Source organism: Micromonospora sp. DT47 (assembly GCF_049844475.1).
Taxonomy (GTDB): domain Bacteria; phylum Actinomycetota; class Actinomycetes; order Mycobacteriales; family Micromonosporaceae; genus Micromonospora.
Window position 1 is genome coordinate 83757 of record NZ_JBNCLC010000017.1, and the last position, 22651, is coordinate 106407.

General features: G+C 68.3%; 18 protein-coding genes and 2 pseudogenes. 2 read left to right on the forward strand and 18 right to left on the reverse strand.

The window, feature by feature from the left end:
* Positions 1-976 precede the first annotated feature (976 nt).
* Positions 977-1489, reverse strand: a pseudogene (locus ACLQ2U_RS23155) (trypsin-like peptidase domain-containing protein); the annotation flags it as partial.
* Positions 1490-2068: 579 nt separating this feature from the next.
* Between ACLQ2U_RS23155 and ACLQ2U_RS23160 the strand changes: the two are divergent.
* Complete coding sequence (locus ACLQ2U_RS23160) at positions 2069-2485, forward strand: hypothetical protein (protein ID WP_425752880.1); 417 nt, start codon at positions 2069-2071, stop codon at positions 2483-2485.
* Between the two features lie 42 nt (positions 2486-2527).
* Here the strand turns inward: ACLQ2U_RS23160 and ACLQ2U_RS23165 are convergent.
* From ACLQ2U_RS23165 to ACLQ2U_RS23205, 9 genes and pseudogenes are all read right to left on the reverse strand, one after another.
* A pseudogene (locus tag ACLQ2U_RS23165) lies at positions 2528-2689 on the reverse strand (IS701 family transposase); the annotation flags it as partial.
* 60 nt (positions 2690-2749) lie between these two features.
* A complete protein-coding gene (locus ACLQ2U_RS23170) occupies positions 2750-3439 on the reverse strand; it encodes an IS6 family transposase (protein ID WP_425752877.1) in 690 nt (229 codons plus the stop codon).
* 770 nt (positions 3440-4209) lie between these two features.
* Positions 4210-6417, reverse strand: coding sequence for a TIM-barrel domain-containing protein (locus ACLQ2U_RS23175; protein WP_425752835.1), 2208 nt, complete (start codon positions 6415-6417; stop codon positions 4210-4212).
* Complete coding sequence (locus ACLQ2U_RS23180; protein ID WP_425752836.1) at positions 6414-7529, reverse strand: glycoside hydrolase family 15 protein; 1116 nt, start codon at positions 7527-7529, stop codon at positions 6414-6416. The genes ACLQ2U_RS23175 and ACLQ2U_RS23180 overlap by 4 nt, the downstream gene beginning before the upstream one ends.
* 87 nt (positions 7530-7616) lie before the next feature.
* Positions 7617-8900 (reverse strand): ABC transporter substrate-binding protein, encoded by a 1284-nt coding sequence (locus tag ACLQ2U_RS23185; RefSeq protein WP_425752837.1) that lies wholly within the window; start codon positions 8898-8900, stop codon positions 7617-7619.
* A gap of 32 nt (positions 8901-8932) precedes the next feature.
* Entirely contained in the window at positions 8933-9745 is an 813-nt protein-coding gene (locus ACLQ2U_RS23190; RefSeq protein WP_425752838.1) for a carbohydrate ABC transporter permease, read from the reverse strand.
* Entirely contained in the window at positions 9738-10640 is a 903-nt protein-coding gene (locus ACLQ2U_RS23195) for a carbohydrate ABC transporter permease (RefSeq protein WP_425752839.1), read from the reverse strand. The genes ACLQ2U_RS23190 and ACLQ2U_RS23195 overlap by 8 nt, the downstream gene beginning before the upstream one ends.
* Before the next feature lie 53 nt (positions 10641-10693).
* Positions 10694-11911, reverse strand: a complete 1218-nt coding sequence (locus tag ACLQ2U_RS23200) for an ROK family transcriptional regulator (protein ID WP_425752840.1) — start codon at positions 11909-11911, stop codon at positions 10694-10696.
* 845 nt (positions 11912-12756) lie between these two features.
* Positions 12757-14181: an aldehyde dehydrogenase family protein gene (locus tag ACLQ2U_RS23205; protein ID WP_425752878.1), complete on the reverse strand. Its 1425-nt coding sequence runs from the start codon at positions 14179-14181 to the stop codon at positions 12757-12759.
* Positions 14182-14548: 367 nt separating this feature from the next.
* Between ACLQ2U_RS23205 and ACLQ2U_RS23210 the strand changes: the two genes are divergently transcribed.
* Positions 14549-15706 carry an alpha/beta hydrolase family protein gene (locus ACLQ2U_RS23210; protein WP_210777036.1) on the forward strand — a complete coding sequence of 386 codons (1158 nt, stop codon included), beginning with the start codon at positions 14549-14551 and terminating at the stop codon, positions 15704-15706.
* 122 nt (positions 15707-15828) lie between these two features.
* On the opposite strand, the gene ACLQ2U_RS23215 is transcribed toward ACLQ2U_RS23210, so the two are convergent.
* Genes ACLQ2U_RS23215 through ACLQ2U_RS23250 form a run of 8 tightly spaced genes read right to left on the reverse strand, consistent with a single transcriptional unit; the run spans position 15829 to position 22650 of the window.
* Positions 15829-16548, reverse strand: a complete 720-nt coding sequence (locus ACLQ2U_RS23215; RefSeq protein ID WP_425752841.1) for an SDR family NAD(P)-dependent oxidoreductase — start codon at positions 16546-16548, stop codon at positions 15829-15831.
* A 49-nt stretch (positions 16549-16597) separates the two neighbouring features.
* A complete protein-coding gene (locus ACLQ2U_RS23220) occupies positions 16598-17794 on the reverse strand; it encodes a glucose 1-dehydrogenase (protein WP_425752842.1) in 1197 nt (398 codons plus the stop codon).
* A 1-nt stretch (position 17795) separates the two neighbouring features.
* Positions 17796-18575, reverse strand: a complete 780-nt coding sequence (locus ACLQ2U_RS23225; RefSeq protein ID WP_425752843.1) for an SDR family NAD(P)-dependent oxidoreductase — start codon at positions 18573-18575, stop codon at positions 17796-17798.
* Positions 18572-18883: a hypothetical protein gene (locus tag ACLQ2U_RS23230; protein WP_393440772.1), complete on the reverse strand. Its 312-nt coding sequence runs from the start codon at positions 18881-18883 to the stop codon at positions 18572-18574. The genes ACLQ2U_RS23225 and ACLQ2U_RS23230 overlap by 4 nt, the downstream gene beginning before the upstream one ends.
* 19 nt (positions 18884-18902) lie before the next feature.
* Positions 18903-19424 (reverse strand): aromatic-ring-hydroxylating dioxygenase subunit beta, encoded by a 522-nt coding sequence (locus ACLQ2U_RS23235; RefSeq protein WP_393362309.1) that lies wholly within the window; start codon positions 19422-19424, stop codon positions 18903-18905.
* 1 nt (position 19425) lies between these two features.
* Positions 19426-20724 carry an aromatic ring-hydroxylating oxygenase subunit alpha gene (locus ACLQ2U_RS23240; protein ID WP_425752844.1) on the reverse strand — a complete coding sequence of 433 codons (1299 nt, stop codon included), beginning with the start codon at positions 20722-20724 and terminating at the stop codon, positions 19426-19428.
* Positions 20725-20729: 5 nt separating this feature from the next.
* On the reverse strand, positions 20730-21764 hold the full coding sequence (locus tag ACLQ2U_RS23245; protein WP_210777029.1) for a dihydrodipicolinate synthase family protein: 1035 nt from the start codon (positions 21762-21764) through the stop codon (positions 20730-20732).
* Positions 21765-21795: 31 nt separating this feature from the next.
* Positions 21796-22650, reverse strand: coding sequence for a hypothetical protein (locus ACLQ2U_RS23250; RefSeq protein WP_210777028.1), 855 nt, complete (start codon positions 22648-22650; stop codon positions 21796-21798).
* Position 22651: the final 1 nt, after the last annotated feature.

Genomic DNA, 22651 nt, shown 5'->3' on the forward strand with positions numbered 1-22651 from the left:
CCTTCGCAGCGGCCGCACGGCGCCAGTACTCCCGCTCGTGCTCAAGCAGGGTATCTAGCGGATCACCAGCAGCAAAGGCTTTGTCACTTTCGTTCAGCACACGTACGAGTGCCGCCGCATGGAGGTCCAGTGCTCGCCGGTGACCCTTGGCCACGGTCTTTAGCGCCTCAGGTATGGCTCGGTTCTCTGCCTGATCGTCTGCCAGCACGTGAAAGCGAAAACTACGATAGGCTGCTAGCGCTATACGTACAGGGTCCTCGCTGCCGATGTCGCTCAGCGCTAACGCCCTTGGCTCAATAACGTCTGCGACTGAGGGCGCTGCTGCCAGCGTCTTCCACCATTTCCCGGCGGTTCTCGCGAGCAACAGGACTCGTACATATTGACCATTGCTTCGGTTGAGTAAACCAATTAGGCGCTTGACGGCGTCGACACTCGTTTCTGCATAGTCTATAGCGCAAAAGACGGAGTTGCCGGCCCGTAGCATAGTAGGTAGCGAATGAATGAATGACGCCACATCTTCATCGTTCCGCGCGACCCCGGCTATCCACCCGTGACCAAACAGCGTAGCCGCCAATTCCAGCGATAGACGTGTCTTGCCTACCCCTCCGGGAGCGCACAGTAGCCGCACCGGCCGAATGTCCGGCTCATCGCTCAAGCACCACTGGCTGAGCAGTTTTTTGAACTCTGGCGATGGCACGAACGGCACCACATGATTGCGGGGGTTCAACCACCATGACGGACGACGGGCCTGCCTGTGATCAGTTACTTCAACTGGGTCGCCGTCGCGGAAAACGTCTCGAGTGAACTCCTGGCGACGGGTCGCCGCGTCGCGCCATCTGCTGCCTAGGGGGTGCGCTGCCCTATTAGCCGCTATGACAGCTGGAAGTTCGTGGGTCAATGAGTCAACTCCGATGACCCATCCCCCGACTACTTGTCGCCGTTGGGGGTCGATCTTTGCCTTCACGAGAGCCGTTACACGGCCCGTAGCCATGTCGAGGACTGGCCCGCCACTCATCCCGCTGCTAAGGTCGTCGCCGCCTACACGCCAGCAGTCTCCGTCCCGCCCGACGAACTCCAAGTGGACTTCAGATAGGGTCGGCGTATCGTAATCGGCGTCCGATGCACGTGGGACAACCCAGCGATTAAAACCGAGCGCCATGACAGTAGCGCCGCGCTGGGGGGGGGTTTCGGCTAACCACACCGAGGGATGATCGGATTTATCGGCCAATTCGAGCAAAGCGAGATCTGGAAGCAAATGATAGCGATGGCCTCCAGAATCCGGTGGAATCACAATGGGCTCGGGTTTAATCGGGTAATCGGCGCCGGCCCACCGGATCACGATATCGCTTCCACACGCCCGCACCACGTGGCCGCAGGTCAGGACGCGGCCTGGAGCCACAAAGAATCCAGTTCCGAACGACGCCTCACGATCGCCGGTGCCGCAGATTTGTACGACGCATTCGCGAAGCAGACCTATCACGTCAGCCATACGTCCGGCCTCTGCACAGGCAACCAGCTAAAGTCGGGCACGTGTCGCCTCCCAGCTGCTCCAGGCCGTGATCAAATTTCCCCGGCCAGCTTCTTGCGTTGACGTCGCGTCCGTACCTACTGCCTAGCGGAGATGTGAGCAGCCGTCAATGCGCCTGCGAATGTTTGATCGCGCGGCCATGCAAGGCCGCCTGACTGGCCGAGGTTCTGCGCCCGCATCGTATGAACCTTCGGGTAGCGCACTGGTAGTCCTGACTTTTTAACGGGCAGAAGGGGACTCACTCACCGCCCAGCCACTGCTGAGGCGGCGCTCAAGGCGGCCTAATACTCCAACGTCACTTGATCTTTGGGCCTGACCCGCTTTGACGGCGGCCGATCAAGCACCGGAGTCATTTACATGAGCCACGGGGCACGCTCGGTGCCGACAACCCCCGCCGCGGTCGCCGAGGGTCGCCCCGTAGCTGGGTGCGGTGATCGCGTCAGGCGCGGAGCCTCGCCATCACGACTACGCGCCAGGGTTGACAACCTTTGTTGTCGAGCGGACCCTGAAGGTGAGCTACCTGGCGAGAGGAGTCGCACCATGCGGGATCTGACACCGGACGAGCACCAGGAGCTGCGGCGGGAGCTTGGTGCTGTTGCCGCCGATTGGGCGCGGCGGCTGACGGCCGCCGGCCCCGATGCCCGGGCCATAGGCGACCACGAGTCGGGGGACGAGCAGCGGATGCTGGCCGCCCACCTGGCGCGCATGGCGGCAGGCGAACAGATGCGCCGCCTGCTCGCTGACCTCGTGTCCGACAGCGCGGAGGAAGCGGTGCAGTGCGGTGCCGGCTATCCCGAGCTAGGCGCGGCGGTAGGTGCCAGCCGGCAAGCGGCACGAAAGCGTTGGCCCCACCTGTCGATCTCGAAGAAGCGTGCCGGCGGGTGGAAGCAGCCGCCCGGGGGCCTCGGTTCCCAGGCCGGCGAGAGTTACCTGGGATACCCGAAGGGAGTAGCCTAGTATTCCAACTGACTTGATCTTTCGGCCGGCGTTGTGTCCGAATCTGCGCTGATAGTGGGAGCGCCGGGCTCGGGCTTGGGATGTTCGTCGCCAGATCGACCAGTGCAGGGTGTGCGCAGGTGGTAGCGGTGTGGCGAGGACGAGGGCGTTGAGGAGTCGGCGGATTTCGGCGACGGTCAACGCGATGATCTCCGGATCGGCGTCAGACGGCACTGTTGCGTTTCCAGATCGCTGGGCGCGGTGATGCTCAGGTCTGGGCTGGGATCAGATCGCCCGGGCGAGCTCGGTGAACGCCGCGGCCACCCGCAGAGCGGGCGGGGCGTCGATACCGAGTTCGTAGTGGCCGCGGCGGAGGTTCTGCATGAAGGCGTGCCCGGCGATGACCACTTGGGCCGTCCGGTCGCTGCGTAGCCCGCGCATCGGCCGCAGTCGGTGTTTAAGCTGGCTGTGATCGGCCTCGATCGGGTTGTTGGCGTACTGCTCCACGTGATGCCACGCCTGCGGGATCAGCTCGTCCAGCACGCCGGGGTAGACCGCAGCGGCGTCGGTGACCACCTCGGTGGGGGTTACCTTCAACACCGACAGCGCCCGCCGGAAAATCCGCCGGGCCGCGCCGGCGTTACGGCGGGCCGAGACGAGCACGTCGATGACCTGCCCATACTGGTCTATCGCGCGGTAGACGTACCGCCACACACCGTTGACCTTGACATACGTCTCGTCGATGAACCATCGGTCACCCGGTGAGTGACGGCAGAACCGTGCCCCGTCGGCCAGCAATGGAGTGAACCGCTGCACCCACCGGTAGACCGTGACGTGGTCTACCTCGATGCCGCGTTCGGCCAGCAGTTCCTCTACGTCGCGATAGGACAGGTTGAACCGCAGGTACCAGCGGACCGCGACGATGATTACCTCTGGCGGGAATCGGAACCCCGCGAACGCAGACTTCGGCGGCAGCCACGGACGAGGACGGGTGGACGACTTCACAGCCCAAGTCTGCCTCGATCTTGCCAACGCTCAACGCAACAGAGTCCTCCCGAGCCCTCGCGGATGTGCAGCCGAGTTCCCGGCGCCCATCGCAAGGCACGGATGATCGTGCGGTCGGCGATTCGGCCACTGCTGTCGATGGCAGCCAGGCCGTACACCATCGTGCCGGCGCGCGGCGACGGCAGGACCGGCAGCGGCAACGGCGGGCGGCGAGGAGCACCACCACGTGACCGACGGTGGCCCGGCTCCCCGTCGGCCAGCCTGACGGGAGGGATGACTGGAGCCACGGAACGATCAGCCACGACAATCGCCCCCGATCGAGACAGGGTCGATCGAGGGAGTCGCTGCGCTGAGATTGGCGTGGTCAAGCGTGCTTGACCACCAGTACGCGAAACACAGCATGGATGCTGCAATTTGGTGTCCGAGGGGCGACACGCACTGAAGCCCCACGGATGACGATGAGCGTGACTCTGAAGCTCGCACGGGTCTAGCCGCGAGGGTGGCCTCTTCGGGTCCCCGAAGAGGCCACCGAGCAGGACGCCCTGGTCAGGGCGGCGCCACTGAGACCAATCTTCCAGATAGACGGACGACCCGGCAAGGCATTCGGCGCGCTGCACAGCCCCGTCGACCTCACCGCGATCATTCCCGCGCCGCGCCTGATATTGAGCGGACCGGAGCGCGTGGCCGACGGCGATCGTCTCACCCACCGCAGCCAATCGCCGGGCGAGGGCCAACGTGCGTCACGCCACCCGGCGGTAGACCGGAATCTCGTCTATCGGGACCCTTCGGTGCACCTCGACGGGCCCACTGTGCCGCTCGCCCGTGAAGTAGTCCTCCCACTCCCCCGGTGGCAGCCACACGGGCCATGTCGTGACGCCGGGTTCGGTGACCGGGGCGACGAGCAGGTCGTCGCCGAGCTGCCATTGCTGCGGCCAGTCCCAGACCCGCTTGTCGTCCGGGTGGTCGAAGAAGAGCGGCCGCATCAGTGGTTTGCCGGTCTGGACCGACCGCTGCGCCTGCTCCACCAGGTACGGCACGAGCTCCTCACGCAGCCGGGCGAAGCGCCGGAAGACCTCCAGCACCCGCGGCTCATTGGTGCGCTCGGCGATGTTCCAGGGCGTACGGTCCACCGAGGGGTCGCGATGGTGGTTGAACTCGGAATGGTACTGCATGATCGGGGCGAAACAGGCCGCTGCGGCGGAGCGTAGGTACAGCTCGGCGTCGGGGATGTCGCCGGAGAAGCCGGCCAGGTCCCAGCCCCAGAAGAAGATGCCGCCGACACCGGCGGTCAGTCCGGCGGTGATCGACGCCCGGTAGGCCTCCCATGTGGAGTCCTCGTCGCCGGCCCAGTGTGCGGGGAAGGCGGCGGATCCGGTGAAGCCAGCCCGGCTGAACGTCACGCCGTCAATGCCGGCCGAGCGCATGAGGTCGTGGTAGGCCGCTGCGTAGCGTACGGGGAAGAGGTTGTTGCTCTCGTCGCCGCGTGATCCGTCGAAGTAGCGCAGGTCGTGGCCCCAGGGGTGCTCGCCGCCGTCGGTCTTGAAGCCGTCGACGCCGAGCTCCTCGACCAGGTAGCGGCGCTTCTCCAGCCACCACCGTCGGGCCTCCGGGTTGGTCCAGTCCGGCAGGAGTGCGCCGGGAAACCACCAGCCGCGGTTGTGGTGCGGTGACCCGTCCGCCTCCCGGACCGCGTAGCCGCGCTCGGCCATAGTGGCCAGGTCGGCGGCGATCTGGCCGTCCTCGCCCCGGTCGGTCGGGACCAGCGGGATCTGCCAGAGCAGCACCTTCACGCCGGCCTCGTGGAGCTCGTCGATCATCGCCTTCGGGTCGGGCCAGGCCCCGTCGGCTGGGAACTCGAAGTCGGCGAGGCGGTGCGGTGCGCCGTCGGGATGCACCTGGTAGCGCGCGTCGCGGAAGGCCACGAAGGTCGACTCGTCGCTCCAGGCCTCGATGACGACGGCGCCGACCGGGATGTCCTCGGCGAGACTGCGGCGCACCTCGGCCAGCACGCGGGCCTGGGTGTTCCACTCGTTCCCGCTCATCCACGGCCGGAACACCCAGGCCGGCGGTACCGGTGGCTGCCCGGTGTCGGAGAGGAAGTCACGCACGACGGCGGCGGGCTCGCCGGTGTAGAGCCGCAACGGCAGCGCGGGCTTCGCGGGGTCGATCTCGGCCTCGACGAGGATGCGGTCCGGCCGGGAGGCGCCGACGTCGTACCAGGTCCGCCGGCTGGTCACGACGTGGAAGCCCCAGCCCGCCTCTCCCCCGACGACCACCGCGAACGGCATGGGCAGGTAGGTGCGGTGTCCCTGCCGCTTGTACTGCTCGAACACCGTCGCGTCCAGCACCTGGCCGCGCTGGTCGAGCGCGTGGTACCGCTCACCGAAACCCACCACGTGTTCGCCGTCGGCCAACCGCAGCGCGAACCGCACCCGCCGGGGTCCGTCGCTGCCGGTCAACCACTCGACGCTGCCCGGGTCGAGGACGCCCGCGGCGCCGGGGTCGCGCACGTCGAGCCGCCCGCCGTCGCGCTGCCAGACCAGCGTTCGCACGGGAAAGATCCCCGTCCGGACCTCACGGCCCGCCGCGGTCCGGCCGACGATGGCGTACCCGTCGTCCCGGCCCGCCGTCGCCCGAACGACCCACGGCGTGCGACCGCCGGTGTCCGGGACGGCCGAGGCGGCAGAGGCGAGGTGACCTGCCGAGCCGATCGGCGGCGCGGCGGGCGCACCGAAGTCGAGTGTTACCGTCGCGGGGTCGACCCGCTCCGCGAGCACCTGCGTGCCGTCGCCGAACTCGAACCGGACCTCGGTCACCTGCGGGTCGGTGAGCACCCGGATCTCGTACTCCTCGCCCCGCAGCGGGTGCACCGGCACCCGCTGGTCGAGGTCGTACCGGTAGGGGTGCCCGGTGCCGGCCGGGCGGTGGCTGATCAGGGACTCAATCACAGTCCGACCTCCAGAGCGAGCGTGACGAACATGGCGTGCGACCACAGCAGGGGCGTGGCGACGCGCCCCCATCGCTCGGTCCACTCGGCGATGTACTCGGGGTATTGGGTATTGCCGCTGACCTGCTCGGGCAGGTGGCCGTCGGGGGTGGCCTGGGCGGCGATCCAGTCCAGTCGGCGAAGGGCCTCTTCCGGTCGGCCGGTGCGCGCCTCGTGCCAGCCCAACCAGGCGGTGAGGATCAGCCACTCCCCGCCGCCGTAGAAGGTGTCCCCCAGGTACCGGTAGACGCCGCCGCGCAGCAGCTCGCCGCGTACCTGCTGATAGGTGCGTTGGGCGACCGGGCCATGCGGGTCGACCACTTCGAAGGGGGTGAGGCAGGCCAGGAGGCTGCCATCGACGGCAGTGCCACCAAGCCATTTGGTGAGGTGTCCGTCGGCTATGCCCTCGCTCGCGAGAAGCGCTTCGAGGGCGCTGACGCTGGCTGTGGCAGCGCGGGCGCGTTCGGCGTCGAGCAACGGCTTTCCGTGCTCGTTACGAGCGTGGAGCACGGCACGGAGCCCGGCCAGCACCGAGCCAACGGTGGCCACGTGCCGGTGCTCGGCGTGCTCCTCCCACCAGTCGTAGCAGGGTCGGTCGCCGAATGCGACGAGATAGTCCACGCTGGACGCGATTGCTGGACGGTACGCATCCAGCGGCCGTCCGTGCCGTGCCGTGTGCGCCATGAGGACCCACAGCCACGTGCCGTACCCGTCCAGCTGGAAGTTCCACCAAGGTTCGTCACCATCGCCGCCATCAAGGGTGTAGCGGGTCGGGAGCATCTCGTCGGCGCTGATCTCCTCGCCGCGGCCGGCGCGGGCCACGAGGTCGGAGATCCGCCCGGCCCGGGCATCGATCACCGCGGCGCACCAACGCAGGAACCGGTCGGCGCTGTCCACCCGATCGGCCCGGCTCATCGCGTCAGCGATGAACGCGCCGTCGCGCAGCCAGCTGTACTGGTAGACGGGATAGTTCGGGCTGGCCGGGTAGGCACCGGACGGATGCTGGTTGGCCTCGATGAGGGTGAGGCTGGACTCGACCAGCGTGCGCAGGTCGGACCGTGCGGCGGTCGGCACGGGGGCTCCTCCAGGAGGGGTCGGTAGGTGGGGTGCCGGGGTGCGGGTGCGGCCGCGTGCGGAACGGCCGCACCCCGCTCGTGTCGACTACTTGATGAGGGCGCTGACGGCGGCAGCCGCCTCGTCGAGAGCCTGCTGCGGCGTAGCCTGGCCGGAGGCCGCCTTCTCCAGCGCCTGGGTGACGATGTCCTGCATCTTCGACTGCTGCGCATCGATTACCGGCGGAAGCGCAATGTCCGACAGCGCGTCGAAGACCGCCTTACGATTGGCCGGGGGTGTCTTCTTCAGGTAGCTGTCGAACGCGGCCTGGTCGTTGACCGCCGGCAGTTCCCAGTTGGAGGCGAGCCGGGTCTCCACGGCCTTTTCAGAGGTGCCGAGGAACCGGGCCCACTTCCAGGCCGCGGTGGCCTTCTTGCTCTTCGCGGATACCGCCGTGGCGTTCATGAACACTGCGTTCGCCTTCTGAGTGTTACCGGCCTCGGTGACGATGTCGAAGTCCAGACCGGCGGTGCCGGCGAGCTTCGAGATCTGCCAGATGCCGTTGTGCCACATGGCGAGCTTGCCGGAGGTGAACAGGGCGGTGTCGTAGTCGGCCTTGCCGCCGATCTCGGCGACGGTGGGCTGCACCGTGCCGGGCTTGCCGAGCAGCCACTGTGCCGCCTCGAGGCCCTTAGCGTCGTTGAACGTCGCCTTCTTGCCGTCCTCGGAGAGGAACGAGCCGCCGTTCTGCGCGAGCGCCTTGTAGAACTCGTGGAAGGTGACCGGCTGGTAGTCGCCGTAGACGCCCTTGGCCTTGTTGGTCAGCTTCGCCGCCGCCGCCTGCTCGTCGGCCCAGGTCCAGTCCGCCGTGGGGTAGGCGACGCCCGCGGCGTCGAAGAGCTTCTTGTTGTAGAACAGCACCACGTCGGAGAACGTCGACGGCACCGCGTAGAGCTTGCCCTTGAATTGGAATGCCTCGCGCGCCTTCGGGTAGAGCCGGTTCGCGTCGTAGTCCTTGTCGGCCTTGGCCTTCTCGTCGAGCGGCAGCAGCGCGCCGGCCCGGGCGTACGTCACGAAGTTCTCGTAGTTGAGGTCGAAGGTGTCCGGTGCGTTGCCGCCGGCGATCGCCGTCTGCAGCTTCGTGAAGTAGTCGTCGTACGCGGCTGTCTGCACCTGCACGGTGAGGCCTGGGTTCTGCTTCTCGAACTCGGCCTTGATCGCGTCGAGGTCCTTCAGGTGGTCCGGGGCGGCGGAGAAGGTGAAGTAGGTGATGGTGCCGCTGGCGTCGTCGTCGGCGCCTCCGCCGGAGGCGCCCTGCCCGCATGCGGCGAGCAGGCTCACCGCGGTGAAGGCTCCGGCGGCGGCTGTCAGGAAGCGTCTTCTGGTGGTCATCGGATCTCTCCTCGGTGTGGGGGTGCGGGGAGTCAGGACTTGATTCCGGTGAAGGTGATGCCGCGCACGACGTAGCGCTGGGCAACGACGTAGAGCGCGAGGATCGGGAGGACGGACATGCTCGAGCCGGCCATGACCACGTTCCAGGCGGTGCTGTACCGGCCCTGCAGCAGGGACAGGCCGACCGGCAGGGTCATGTGCGCCTCTGTCTGTGCGATGACCAGCGGCCACAGGAACGCGTTCCAACTGGACATGAAGGCGAAGACGGCGAAGGTGGCCAGCGCCGGGGCCACCAGCGGCAGCAGCACCTGGGCGAAGACCCGCAGGTGCCCGGCCCCGTCGACGTACGCGGCCTCGTCCAGCTCCTTCGGCAGTGCCATGAAGGCTTGCCGGAGCATGAACACCCCGAAGCTGGAGACGACGGTGGGAAGCAGCAGCCCGGCGTAGCTGTCGACCAGCCCGAGGTGGCGCATCTCGATGAACAGCGGGACGATGATCACCTGCATCGGGATCATCATCGTGGCGAGGTAGAGCACGAACACCGCATTGCTGCCTCGGAACCGAAGCCGGCTGAAGGCGTAGGCGGCGGTCGCGCTGGTCAGGAGTTGCAGCAGCGTGGACACCACCGCGACGCCGACGCTGTTGGCGGCGAAGCGCCAGAACGAAAAGGCCTCGCTCAGCCGCCCGTACGGCTCCACCGTCGGCGGGTCGGGCACCAGGGGCGCGTCGACGCGGGCGAGCTGAGCGTCGCCCGTGAGCGAGGTGATCAGCATCCACGCGAACGGGCCGATCATCGCCACCGCGCCGAGCGTCAGCGCGACATACCGCAGGACATTCTTACTCATAGTGCACCCACCTGCGCTGCAGTCGGAGCTGGACGAGGGTGACCAGGAGGATCACCGCGAAGAGCACCATGCTCATCGCCGAGGCGTAACCCACCCGCCCGTACGAGAAGGCGTTCTTGACGATTTGCTCGACCACGACGCTGGACGCGCCGCCCGGACCGCCCTCGGTCATCACCCACACCTGGTCGAAGACCTGGAAGCCGTTGATCAAACTGATCACGGTGACGAAGAACACGGACGGGGAGAGCATCGGCAGGGTGATGCTGCGCAGTTTGCGCCACCAACCGGCGCCGTCGAGAGCGGCGGCCTCCAACAAATCACGCGGAATGGCCTGCAGGCCTGCCAGCAGGATCACCGCGACGAAGCCGATGTCCTTCCATACGGAGGCGAGCACCACCGAGGGCATGGCCCAGTCCGGGTCGGTCCACCACCCGGGTCCTGCGACGCCGACCGCGCCGAGGATCCGGTTGACCAGCCCGTCGGCCGGGTTGAGGAGCCACTTCCACAGCAGTGACACCGCGACCCAGCTGCTGATCACCGGTAGGAAGAAGGTGGCCCGGTAAAGCGTCATCGCGGGGAGCTTGGCGTCCAGCAGCAGGGCCACGGCGAGCCCGCCGACCAGCACCAGAGGCAGGTAGCCGGCCAGGTAGGCCAGGGTGTGGCCGAGGGCGGCGTGGAACTCGGCGTCGCTCAGCAACTCGCTGTAGTTGTCCAGCCCGACGAAGGTCGGCACCCCGATGAGGTTCCAGTCCTGCAGGCTCACCCAGGCGGTGCCGAGCATCGGGCCGATCCAGAAGCCCAGCAGCAGAAGCAGGCTGGGGGCGAGGAAGCCGGCCGCCGCGACGGCCGTGCGCAGACTGCGGCGGGCGGCGCCAGGTGGGCGCCTGCGCTGCACCGGCGCTTGAGCCGGGCGTGATGGCCGGGCAGTGGTGGGGGCAGGCGGTGCGGTCACTGGGTCACCTCGGCACCGGGAAAGGCCGCCAGCCGCGCGCGGATGGCGTCGGTGTGCGGCTCGGCGTTCATCGTGAACGGCGCTCGAAGCACCAGAGCGGCGGCACCCAGGGCCCATTTCGTGTCGTCCCACGGGTCGACGTGCACGTTGACCCCGTCGACAAGGGGCGGAAACATGCCGGCGCGCAGGGCGGTGAGGAACCCATCCGCCAGGTGCGTCCAGGCCAGAGTTCCTTCCCCGCTGACCAGGACCGCCTGGGGGTCGAGCACGGTGGCCAGCCCGGCAGCGACGGTGCCGAGGCGTGCTCCGGCGGCACGGAAGACCTCCTGCGCCCCGGCGTGCCCGCCGTCTGCTGCGGCGCGCAGGTCGGCCAGACCGGCGTCCGGGCCGATCGCGCCCACCTTTCGCGCCTGGTGGACGAGCGCGCTGTCACAAACGTAGGTCTCCAGGCAACCGCGTCTGCCGCAGTGGCAGGGCGGGCCTTCGGGATCTACCGGCAGGTGCCCTAGTTCACCCGCGGCACCATGTCCGCCGCGACGCAGGTCACCTCCGGAAACGACGGCTGCGCCGACGCCCTGCCCGAGGGTGATGGTGAGGAAGTCCTCGTACGGCCGGCCCAGCCCGTACAGGTGCTCATACGCCGCCAAGGTGTTGACGTCGTTGTCCACAAGCACCGGCACGCCGAGGAGCTGGCTGAGGTAGTCACGCAGCGGCATGTGTCGCCAGCCCAGCAGTGGGGCCTCCACCAAGCCGGTGCGGCTGTCGACGAAACCGGGCACACCGAGCCCGATCCCGAGCAGCGGTGCGTCATCGACGGCGGCCACATGCGGCGCGAGCAGCTCGGACAGGGCGCCGAACGGGTTGACGGCGGCCTCATCGAACGGTGCGGAGAACGTCTGGAGGAGGGTCCCGTCCAGGTCGGCCCGCACGCCCGTGAGCCGACCCGCGGCGACCTTGACCCCGATCGCATGCGCGGCCCGTCCCACCACCGCGAGCAGCTCGGCGGGTCGGCCGCCCTGCGGAATACCGTCGTCGACCTTACGGATAACCCCGGCCTCGATCAACGAGCGGGTGACCGCAGTGACGGTCGGCGGACTGAGGCCGAGCCGCCGGGCAACCTCGGCGCGTGAAATCGGTCCGTGTCGGCCAATCAAGGCAAGCACGGCGACCCGGTTGACATCCCGCAGACGGGGTCCCGACGTCGCAGCCGTCATGAAGCACTTCCTTCCACCGCTAAATTCGGTGCCTGAAGGAAGGGTCTGAATTTTCTCGGAGGATGTCAAGCCCCGTGATCAGAACGAGATGGAGAAGCTGCGTGCCGGAAGGCCCGGCGGTTACCGGGGGCGCGGAGGCGGCTGAACAGCTGAGCAACGGGACGACAGCGGCCGGGGACCGCTTATGACGCCGCCAGCCCTCCTCCGCCTCATCCCCGGCGGACGAAAGGCGGGTGACCGCCGGCACAGCCAGCGGGACGTGTACTACAGGGCGGCAGAGTCCTTGCAGGCAACACCTGAGCGTGGACAGCGACATGACAGCTTCGGGACCGCAGAAGAGGTCACTGAGCGAAGTCTGTTGCCGGTCCAGCGGCGGTCTTTCCCGACGTAGGTCCTCGGCGTTCATCTGACGCACGAGGCTCGTCGTCATCGACGGCGTGTCGCGTTGGCCGCGAGGTGTTCTCGCGGTGCCAGGTGAAGTAGGCAGCGCTACGGGTGGTGTGGGCGCTTGCTCGCCGCCCTGCCAGCAGTGCCAGCCGTTCATCTAGCCCCGGCAGATGTCCCGGCTCGTCGGCGACGATCACGCGCCCGGTGGGGTCAACGGCGATGTATCCAGCCTCGAACGACGCAGGTCGCGAGCACAAGAACCGGTCAAGGTATCTCGGCTGTCGATCACCGTCCCTGCAGGCCGCCCGTAAGCGCCTACGGCTCTAGTTGAGTGCTGTTCGATGCAGTTCAGCACCGGTCGGGGCCCTCCACTGCCCCCAGCCGGCTACCCCAGTCCGGTGGTAATCGTCCCGCGATTGCTCGGCCTGTTGGCGGGGCGCCGGGCGGGACCGTTCCCGCTACACGGCGAGAACCATAACTCGCTCATGGGTCAGGTCCTCCATCGCCGAACGCACACCCTCTCGGCCGACGCCGGACTCCTTGACCCCGCCGTAAGGCATCTGGTCGGCGCGGTAGCTGGGCACGTCACCGACGATGATGCCACCGACCTCCAGCTCGGCCTGCGCCCGCATGGCGACGCGGATGTCGTGGGTGAAGATGCCCGCTTGCAGCCCGTACCGTGAGTCGTTGACGGCGGCGAACGCGGCGTCGACTCCGTCGATGGTGGTGACGGTGAGCACTGGGCCGAAGATTTCCTCCTTGGACACCTTGACATGCGGCGGCACATCGGCGAGCACGGTCGGAGCAAAGGCGCTGTTGTCCCGCACGCCACCGGTCAAAAGCGTCGCGCCGGCTGCCACCGCCTCCCCCACCCACGCCTCGACCCGCTCGGCGGCGACGACGTCGATCAGCGGGCCGACGTCGGTGGTCTCGTCCCACGGGTCACCGACCCGAAGTGCCCGCACGGCGGCGACGAGCCGATCGGCGAATGGGCCGGCCAGCGTCCGGTCGACGAAGACCCGCTGAACGGAGATGCACGACTGGCCGGCTTGGTAGTTGGCGAAAGTCGCGATACGCGAGGCGGCCCAGTCAAGGTCGGCGTCGCTGGCCCAGTCCGCGCAGACCACCGCCGCCGCGTTGCCGCCGAGTTCGAGGGTGACGTGCTTGCGCGGGACCGCGTCGCGAATCCCCCAGCCGACCGGCCCCGAGCCGGTGAAGGACACCACCGGAAGCCGCGGGTCGGCGACCAGGTCGCCGGCGCGTTCGTTGGGCACGACGACGACCGAGACCATGCCCGACGAAAGCTCGGTTTCGGCGAACAGCTCCCCCAGCAGCAGCGCCGACAGGGGCGTCTTCGGGGCCGGTTTGACGACGATCGGCGCGCCGACGGCGACGGCCGGGGCCAGCTTGTGCGCGACGAGGTTCAGTGGGAAGTTGAACGGCGCCACGCCCAGGACCGGTCCGCGCGGCACCCGCTGGATCATCGCGATCCGCCCGACCCCGCCGGGATCGGTGTCGAGCCGCTGTAGCTCGCCGCTCCAGCGCCGGGCCTCCTCACTGGCCAGCCGGAAGACGGAGGCGGCTCGGGTGACCTCGACCCGGGCCCACTTCAACGGCTTGCCGGACTCGGCGGTGATCAGCCGGGCGATCTCGTCGGCGCGCTCGGTGAGCCGGCGCTGGACGTGATCGAGCGCGGCGGCCCGGACGTGCGCCGGCAGCGCGGCCGCCTCCCGGCGGACCGCGTCGGCGGCGGCGACGGCCTCCTCTATCTGCTGCGGCGTGGCCAGGCCGACCCGGCCGGCCAGCCGCCCGTCCCAGGGGTGGACGACGTCAAGGATGTCGTCGGATCCGACCGGCTTCCCGGCTATCCAGTTGGGCTGCACCTGCTGCACTGGTTCTCCTGTCATCTCAGGTGTCATGCGGTGATGCCCTGCGTCGGGCTGCGGGTGTGCACCGACTGGGCCGGCGGGCTGAGCAGCCCCGTGGGTGCCAGAGCCGCTGCCCGAACGCCCAGGACGTGTAGCCCTGAGCGGGTATCCACTCGTCTGACAAGCACCGAGCATGGGCCAGACCGGGAGTCGCTGGAAGGGGCGATCCGGCGAATTCCTGAATTGACCCGTCGGGGGGACGTGCCCGGTATCGGCCCGTCCCTACGTTGGCAGCAGCGGGTTACCGCGTCGGCGCCTGCCGGCGTACGCGGGGCCGCGCTCCGTCCCGCGTCAGAGGCCCTCGTAAGAAGCGGAGTGAAGCATGACGACCAGCCAGAATGCGCCCGACGCGAACCTCGAGCACGACGCCTTGTCCATCATCGAACTCTTCCCCCAGGACGAGGACTGGTCGCTGCAGACCATGCGACTGCTCGCCCAGGTGGCAGTCGGCGGTGCGGACCTGTTCGAGTGTGCCCGTACCGCGGCACGTATCGGTGACACCACCACCGACGGCGAGGTCTGGCAACGCGAGTGGGTGCGCACCGCCGAGGAGACCGGCGCGTTCGCCCAGCGCGAGCTCGACGCCGGCCACCGCAACACCGCGATGAAAGCGTTCTTCCGCTCGTGCAGCTACTACCGGCACTCCGAGTTCTTCCTGCGCTCCTCTGATCCACGGCGTGAGCAGGCCTACGTCAACGGCACGAAGAACTTCCAGAAGGCCGTCGAGCTCAGTGACGGCGTCCTCGAGCGGATCCACGTCCCCTTCGAGAACACCACGATGGACGGCTACATCATGCGGCCCGACAACTCCGGGGAGAAGCGGCCGACGGTGCTGTTCCTCGGCGGTGCGGACTCCTGGGCCGAGGAGCTGATTTTCCTCGGCGGCAACCAGTTCCCCGACCGCGGTATCAACGTCGTCGTCGTCGACACGCCCGGTCGTGGAAGCTCGCTGCGGTTCAAGAAGATGTACAGCCGGCCGGACTACGAGGTGCCGGTCGCGGCGGTGCTCGACTACCTCGCCACCCGCTCCGACGTCGACATGGACCGCCTCGGACTCGCCGGCGTCAGCTTCGGCGGGTACTACGCGCCGCGCGCAGCCGCCTTCGAGCCGCGGGTGAAGGCGGTCGCCGCCTGGTGCGGCACCTGGAGCATCCTCCGCGACTTCTACGAGTTCTACCCGCCCCTGCAGGAGCAGCTGCAGTGGCTGTCGGGCTCGAAGGATGACGCCGAGGCCCGCGAGAAGCTCGCGAAGTTCACGCTCGACGGTGTGGCGGACAAGATCAACGTACCGGTCTACGTCATGCACGGCACCCGCGACATCATCATGGACATCAAGGGCGCCGAACAGTTCATCGAGGCGCTCACGGTCGAGGACGTCACCACCGACATCTACGACGGCGCCGGGTCCCTGCACTGCAGCTACGACTACGCGGCAGTCGCCGTGGCTCGGCTCACCGACTGGTTCGCCGACCGGCTCTGATCGGACACTGCGGGACAGTTGACGGCCCCGGGCGCGGCACCTCTGTGCCGTTGCCCGGGGCCGTTTCACTGTTCGGCGCTTCGCGCCGGGCCTCTCGGCACCCACGCCCGCCGGGCGGATCTTCAGGCCAGGCTCGCGCCGCCGTCCACGCGGATGTTCTGCCCAGTGACGAAGGCGGCGTCTGCACCCAGCAGGAACGCGACGACCGTGGCGATGTCGTCCGGCACGGCGAGTCGCCCCAGCGGCGCGCGGGCGACCCGCTCGGCGAGCTCCTCGTCGCTGAACAGTCCGGTGTTCATCCCGGTGTCGGTGAACCCCGGCGACACCGCGTTGACCCGCACACCACGGGCGCCCAACTCACGGGCGGCGGCGCGCACCAGGCCCAGCGTGCCTGCCTTGCCGGCGACGTAGTGGGCCTGCCGCGGCGGGCCACCGACCTCCGCGACCGTGGAGGACAGGCAGACGATCGCCCCACCGGGCGCCATCTGCCGGGCGACGGCCTGCAGACAGAGAAACGTGGCGGTGAGGTGTACCTCCACCGCGGTCCGCCACTGCTGCGAAGTCAGATCCAGAACGCCGGCGTGGTGGGCCGTCCCGGCCGCGAGAACCGCGCCGTCGAGCCGGCCGAGGTGCAGCAGCGTGTCCTCGACCAGCGCAGCGCAGTCATCCTCCCGGGTGACGTCGACAGGTCGGACGTGCACCCGCGCACCCAGTGCCCTCGCCTCAGCCGCGACCACGGCGAGCCGGTCGGCATCGAGGTCCGCCAAGGCCAGGTCCGCCCCCCGCCCGGCGAGGAGCAGTGCGCAGCTGCGGCCGATGCCACCGGCGGCCCCGGTCACCACGACGACACGGCCACCGCGAGGCGACCGGAGACGCCCGTCGTGCGGTGGCTCAGACACAGAGGTAGCCCCCGTCGACGTAGATGATCTGACCGGTGAGGTACGACGACGCCGCCGACGCGAGGAACACGGCGGCTCCGGCCAACTCATCCGGCCTGCTGAAGCGGCCCATCGGGATATGGGCGAGCAGTGCCTGGTAGCGCTCGAGGTCCTCGGTCAGCGGCTCGGTCATCTCGGTGGCAATCATGCCGGGCCCGATGGCGTTGAGGCGGATGCCGGCGCCGGCCCACTCGAGGGCGAGGCTACGCGTCAGCGACGCGATCCCGCCCTTGCTGGCGGCGTACGAGGCCGCCCAGGCGTTCCCCACCACGCTGTTGAGCGAGGCCACGTTGATGATCGACCCGCCCCGGCCCAGCTTCACCATCCGCCGTGCCGCCGCCTGACTGAGGAAAAAGGCGGACTTGAGGTTCATGTCCTGGACCGCGTCCCATTGCCCCTCGGTCATCTCCAGTGCCGGGACGCGGCGGGTGCCACCGGCGGCGTTGACAAGGATGTCGACGGCCCCAAGTGCGTCGACGGCGTCACCCATGAGTCGTTCGCAGGTGGCCACGTCAGTCACGTCGCCAATCAGGGTCTCGACCCGGATGCCGCCCGCCGCTGCACGGGCGGTGGCCTCGGCGAGGGCCGTCTCGTCCCTTCCCGCCAGTGCGATGTCGGCGCCCGCCTCGGCGAGGGCGGACGCGATGGCGGCCCCGATGCCCCGCGAGGCGCCCGTAACCAACGCCTTGCGCCCGGCGAGCGGGCGGAAGCGGCGTACCGCGCGGAACAGGTCCGGATTCGGTAGCGCCCCGATTTTGTAGAGCGCGTCGACGGGGTTGACATGGACGATCTCTCCGCCGAGCAGCCCGTCCGGGGCGATCGGGAACTGGGCGAGCGAGGTCGTCCGGAACGTCGTGCCCGTCGGCTCGAAGTCACGCCACGGGCCGCCGTGGGTGCGCTCGGTGACGATCTCCACGAAGACCGCCTCGTCGGAGACGTGATAGGTCTCCGACTCGTTGGCGAAGTCCGGGAACGAGGCGAACATGCCGGAGTAGAACTGTCCGATCTCCTCCTTGCCCCGCAGGTCGACGTCGTAGGCCGGGATCCGGTAGATGCAGTCGTCGGTGAAGGTGGCCAGGACCGCCGCGACGTCGTGGCGGTCCTCGGCGCGCAGGTGGTCCTTGACCAGGTCCAGAGGCGTCTTGGACACGTCAGCGTCGACCTCCGTCGGTGTTGATGACGACGCCGGTGACGACGCGAGCCGCCACCGGGTCGGCAAGGTACAGGTAGGCGCCCGCGTGGTCGGCGGGCGACGGCACCACGCCCAGCACGTTCCCGTCGGCGATCATCTGGTCGCGCCCGGCCCGCTGATCCGCGGGTGTCGGCGTACCGAGGGTCTCGGAGCCGGCGAAGCGGGTCGCGGTGGTGCCACCCGGGGACACGCCGTTGACCCGGACCTCGGGTGCCAGGTCCGCGGACAGGTGGGAGATCACCCCGCGGACCGCCCACTTGGAGCTGCCGTAGAGCACCCCGCCCCCGGTGTTGTGGAAGGCCGACTCCGAGACCGTGAGCGTCACCGAGCCGGAGCTGCGCGAGAGCCACGGGTAGGCCGCGTTGACGGCGAGCATCGCGCTGAGCACGTTCGTCGACCACAGCTCCCGGCCGGCCTCGGTGAGGGCCTCGGCGGTGAGTTCGCGCACGCTGGCGAAACTGTCGTGCACGCCCACACAGCAGGTGAGCTGGCCATGCGCCCGCCCGCCTGCTCCCGCCTCGGCGACCGCCCTGGCCAGGAGCGCCGGGTCGGTCGCGTCGCCGACCACGACCTGCACCCCGTGGGGGTGATCGTGCAGCAGCCGTTCGGCGTTCTCGGCGGAACGCTCCACCACGGTGACTGCGGCGCCCTCGGCGAGGTAGGCCTCGACGACGGCCCGTCCTATTCCGAAGCCGCCACCGGTGACGACCGCGGCGACGGTCGCGAGGCGGCCGCTCATCCTCCGGGCTTCTCGGCCAACATCTGGGTGATGACGTCGGGCGACTGATAGCTCAGGCAGTCGAGGGCGACCGCGTCGAGCTGGATCCGGCTGCCGCGGCGCGGCGACCAGATGTCCAGTCGCACGCCGTTGCGGCTGCGTACCTGGGTGACGACCACATCGGCGAACTCGTTCGAGACGACGATGGGCCCGGGCATGCTCTCTTCCGGCATCCGGCCGAGCAGTGTCCCTTCCGCCGGCCAGTCGCCCACCTGGAAGAGGTTGGCAACGCTCCCCGGCTGTTCGGCGGGTACGTTCTCCTCGGACATGGTTCCTCCGCGTTCTCGCTCAGATGAAGATCGACATGTTGTGCGCGTTGATCAGCGACTGGTCGATCGCGGCCCACCGGTGCACGATCTGCCAGCTGTCGTCGGCCTTGCGGATGCGGTCCTTGCGCTGGGTGGAGAAGATGCTCGGGTTGGGGTCGTCGCCGCGGCTGCGGTAGATGAGGCAGTTCGAGTGCACGAGGTACTCGTCCGCGGTGTCGGTCCGCTCGACCAGTACGTTCGTCACGTAGTGCCGGGTCCGTGACGGCGGCTGCTCCGACCACGCGAAGTCCGTCTCCAGGCGCTCGACCCGGAACTCCAGCGTCCGCTTGGTGTCGTCGAAGATCCGTGAGGTCGGTGACAGCTCCCACTCAGCCAGCTTTTCGCGTGTCACGCGCACCGGTACCTCGTACCGGGCGTCCTCCGCGAAGGCGGTCAACCAGTCACGGAACCGCCGCTCGTCCAGTGCCAGCGACTCCAGGTGCAGGAAGTCGCGGACGGACTCCTGCACCTCCCGGTCGGCGAGATCCATCTGGAGTGCCACGTCACTCACCCTCCATGTAGCGCGCCCAGGTCGCCCAGAGGTTGCGGAAGTTGTCCTCGGTGACGTACGGCTCGACGGCGTACCCGGGGCCGGGGAAGTCCGTCAGCGGCTCTCGCTCGAGCCCCTGGATGTAGGGGAAGTCCACGTCGCGGGCGAGGGTGCTGCCCGTCATCTTGGTGACCTTCGTCCAGTTCTCGAAGTCGTCCTGTTCGAAGGTGCCGGCCTGACCGAAGGCCAGGGTGTACGCCTGGTAGGCGGCCTTCTTGTACTCGTCCGAGGCGTCCTTGGGCACCAGGCACCACGACCACATCTCCATCCGCCCGGGGCCGACCGGGTGGTAGAGCCGCATCGTGCAGAACCGCACGCCCGGGTCACCGGGCTGCAGGCTCAGCGGCTGGATCAGGAAGGACAGGTTCGGGAACACCGAACCCACGGCGGTCCTGGTCTTGGAGAAGACCTCGAGCTGCTCCGGGCTGAGGCTCTCGTGCATCTGCTTGACGAGGTCGTCGGGGTAGCCGAAGAACGGCTGCATCCCCGGCGTGTGCCCGAGGCCGATGCCGTGTCCCTTGCCGGGGATGTGCACCGCCCAGCCCTTCGAGTGCGTCGAGCCGGAGGACGGGAAGTAGCCCAGGTGGAACCCGAACTGGTGCGCCACCGGGGTGTGGTAGCCGTCGCCGGAGAAGTTCTCGGTGCAGATCTTCCAGTCGGTCTCGGCCACCCAGTGGTCCGGCGGGCCGTGCACCTCGCTGCCGTTCACACCCTGCTTGAGGTAGATGTCCAGGTAGAACTGGAACCCGCCCAGATAGTCCTCAAGGCTCTCCGCCTCCGGGTCTAGCGTGCCGAAGATCAGGCCGGCGTAGCTGTCGACGCGCACCTTGACCAGGCCGAACTGCTTGCGGTCGAGCTTCTTGGCGTACGCCTCGTTGAAGTACGGAACGCCGATGAGCTCGCCTGAGTTCTTGTACACCCAACCGTGGTAGGAGCAGCGGAAGTGCGACGCGTTGCCCATCTCGGACTTGCACATCATGTTGCCGCGATGGCGGCACATGTTGAGGTGTGCGTGCACCTCGCCCTTCTCGTCCCGCGCCACGATGATGTTGTTGTTGGCGATGTAGCGCGTGACGTAGTCGCCGGGCTTCGGGATCTCCGACTCGTGCGCGAGGAAGCACCAGGCCTTGCCGAACACCCGCGTCAGCTCGCGTTCGAAAACCTCCCGATCGTTGAAGATGCGCGCGGGGACCCGCCCGGCGGGCACTCCCTCGCGCATCTCGCGGATCATCGTGTCCAGGTCCTGCGACATCTTTGTCAGCTCCGGGTCGTGTGAGTCGTGCCGAAGCGCTCGGCCACCTGGTCGATCACCTGCTTGTACCGGGCGATGTGGTCCTTGGTGTCCTGGACGTGCTTCTCCGGCACCAGGTCCTCCGTGTACGGCGGGCGGCACTTGCCGACGTGGATGTAATCCGCCTCGTTGACCCGGATCTTCTCCAGCGGGATGTTGTACTTCGCGAACTCCATGAAGTCCTGACCGACCAGGAACGGCTCGTGCGCCCAGCGCAGACGCTCGGTCAGCCACTTGGCGTCCTCGATGCGGTTGTCCCGCAGCGCGTCCCGCAGCGCGAGCACCGGGGCGGGGCCGCAGGCGGTGGTTGACGACCAGGCCATGCCGACGAGCTCCTCGCCGTACATCTCCCAGGCCGGCAGCCAGTCCGTCTCGATCGGCATCAGGGGGAAGTGCTTGCCGGTGTGGGCCATGTCGTTGTGGTAGCGGAAGCCGACCGACGCACCGCCGGCGTACTTCACGGCGACGACCTGGGGAAGCTCGATGAGGGTCTTGTAGACGCTGCGGGGGATGATTCCGCCGAACGCCGCGGTGTTGTCGTAGACGACGATCGCGAGCGCGGGGACGGCTTCGGCGACGTCGCGGTAGAAGCGCTCCATCACCGGCGCGACCATGTTGCCCCACATCGGCCGGCCGAGCAGCGTGCCGGTGATGCCCAGCTCCGCGAGGAACTTCATCCGCGACACGGTGTCGCGGGTGTTCAGCGTGGTCGTGCCGATGAACACCGGGAAGTCCGGGTTGACGTCACGGACGGTCTCGGCGACGCAGCCGGCGAAGTCCTGCCACTCCTTCAGCGTCAGGGTGGCGCACTCACCGAGGGTGCCGTTCAGGGCGATCGCGTCGACGCCGTCGGCGATCAGCGTTCTGATCATCCGCTCGGTTTCGGCCAGGTCGACGGTGTCCACGGCGTCCACGCGCTCCGCGCCGGGAAGGGCCGGGGTGGGCGGGTAGGACATCACACCGCGCATGTCCGGGCCGGTGACCTTGGGAAGCTTGCTCATGTTGGCGTCCTTCTTCATCGGTTGGTTCGGTTCACATCCGGGCGGCCACGACGGCGGTTCCGGTAAGCCAGGCAGGCACGGGCTCGTAGACGAGCGTCTCGAAGGGGCTGGCTGCCGCACCCGCTGCGACGAGCCATGTCCTGATCTCGTGGGCTCCGTTTCCGGCGAGATCGATCTCGTCCCGGCTGTAGGCGGTCAACCGCTCGGGGTCGCCCGCCTCGAGACGCGCCAGGAAGTCCCGGTCGAAGTCCTCGTTGATCGTTCCGGACTCCGGCATGCCCACCCAGTGGGAGAGGCCGCCGGTGGCGACCACGACCACTCGCTGGTACTCGTTCTGCGCCTCGACCGCGGCGCGCACCATCCGCCCGAAGTCGTAGCAACGGCGCGCGGTGGGCCATGGCGGGTTCACGCCGTTGACGATGATCGGCACCAGCGGGTACCGGGACTCCGGGTCGAGGTGCTTGAGGGGCACGCAGAAGTTCTCGTCGAACGCCATCCCGCCCTCGACCAGGCTCGGGTCGAACTCCGACTCCAGCGCGAACTCGTAGAGGTGGCGACCGAGCGGCCCGGCGCCCGGGTACTGGTGCTGGTGGACGTTGAGGAACTGGCCCATCTCCGGCGTCACTGGACCGAGGTAGCTGTCGGCGGTGCAGACGGCGAAGGCCGGCAGGTTGGCGAGGAAGAAGTTCGTGAAGTGCTCCACCGAGACCACGACGAGGGCGTCCGGCTCGAGCGCGGCGATACGGTCGCGCACGTCGGCGAACGCGTCCTCGACGGCCTTGCGCTGGGCGGGGTCGGCGCGCTCGGGGAAGCCGGTGATGCCCGGCGAGTGAGACGTGGCGAATACTCCGACGACGCGGCCGGTGCCTGTGGCGGTGCTGGGCATG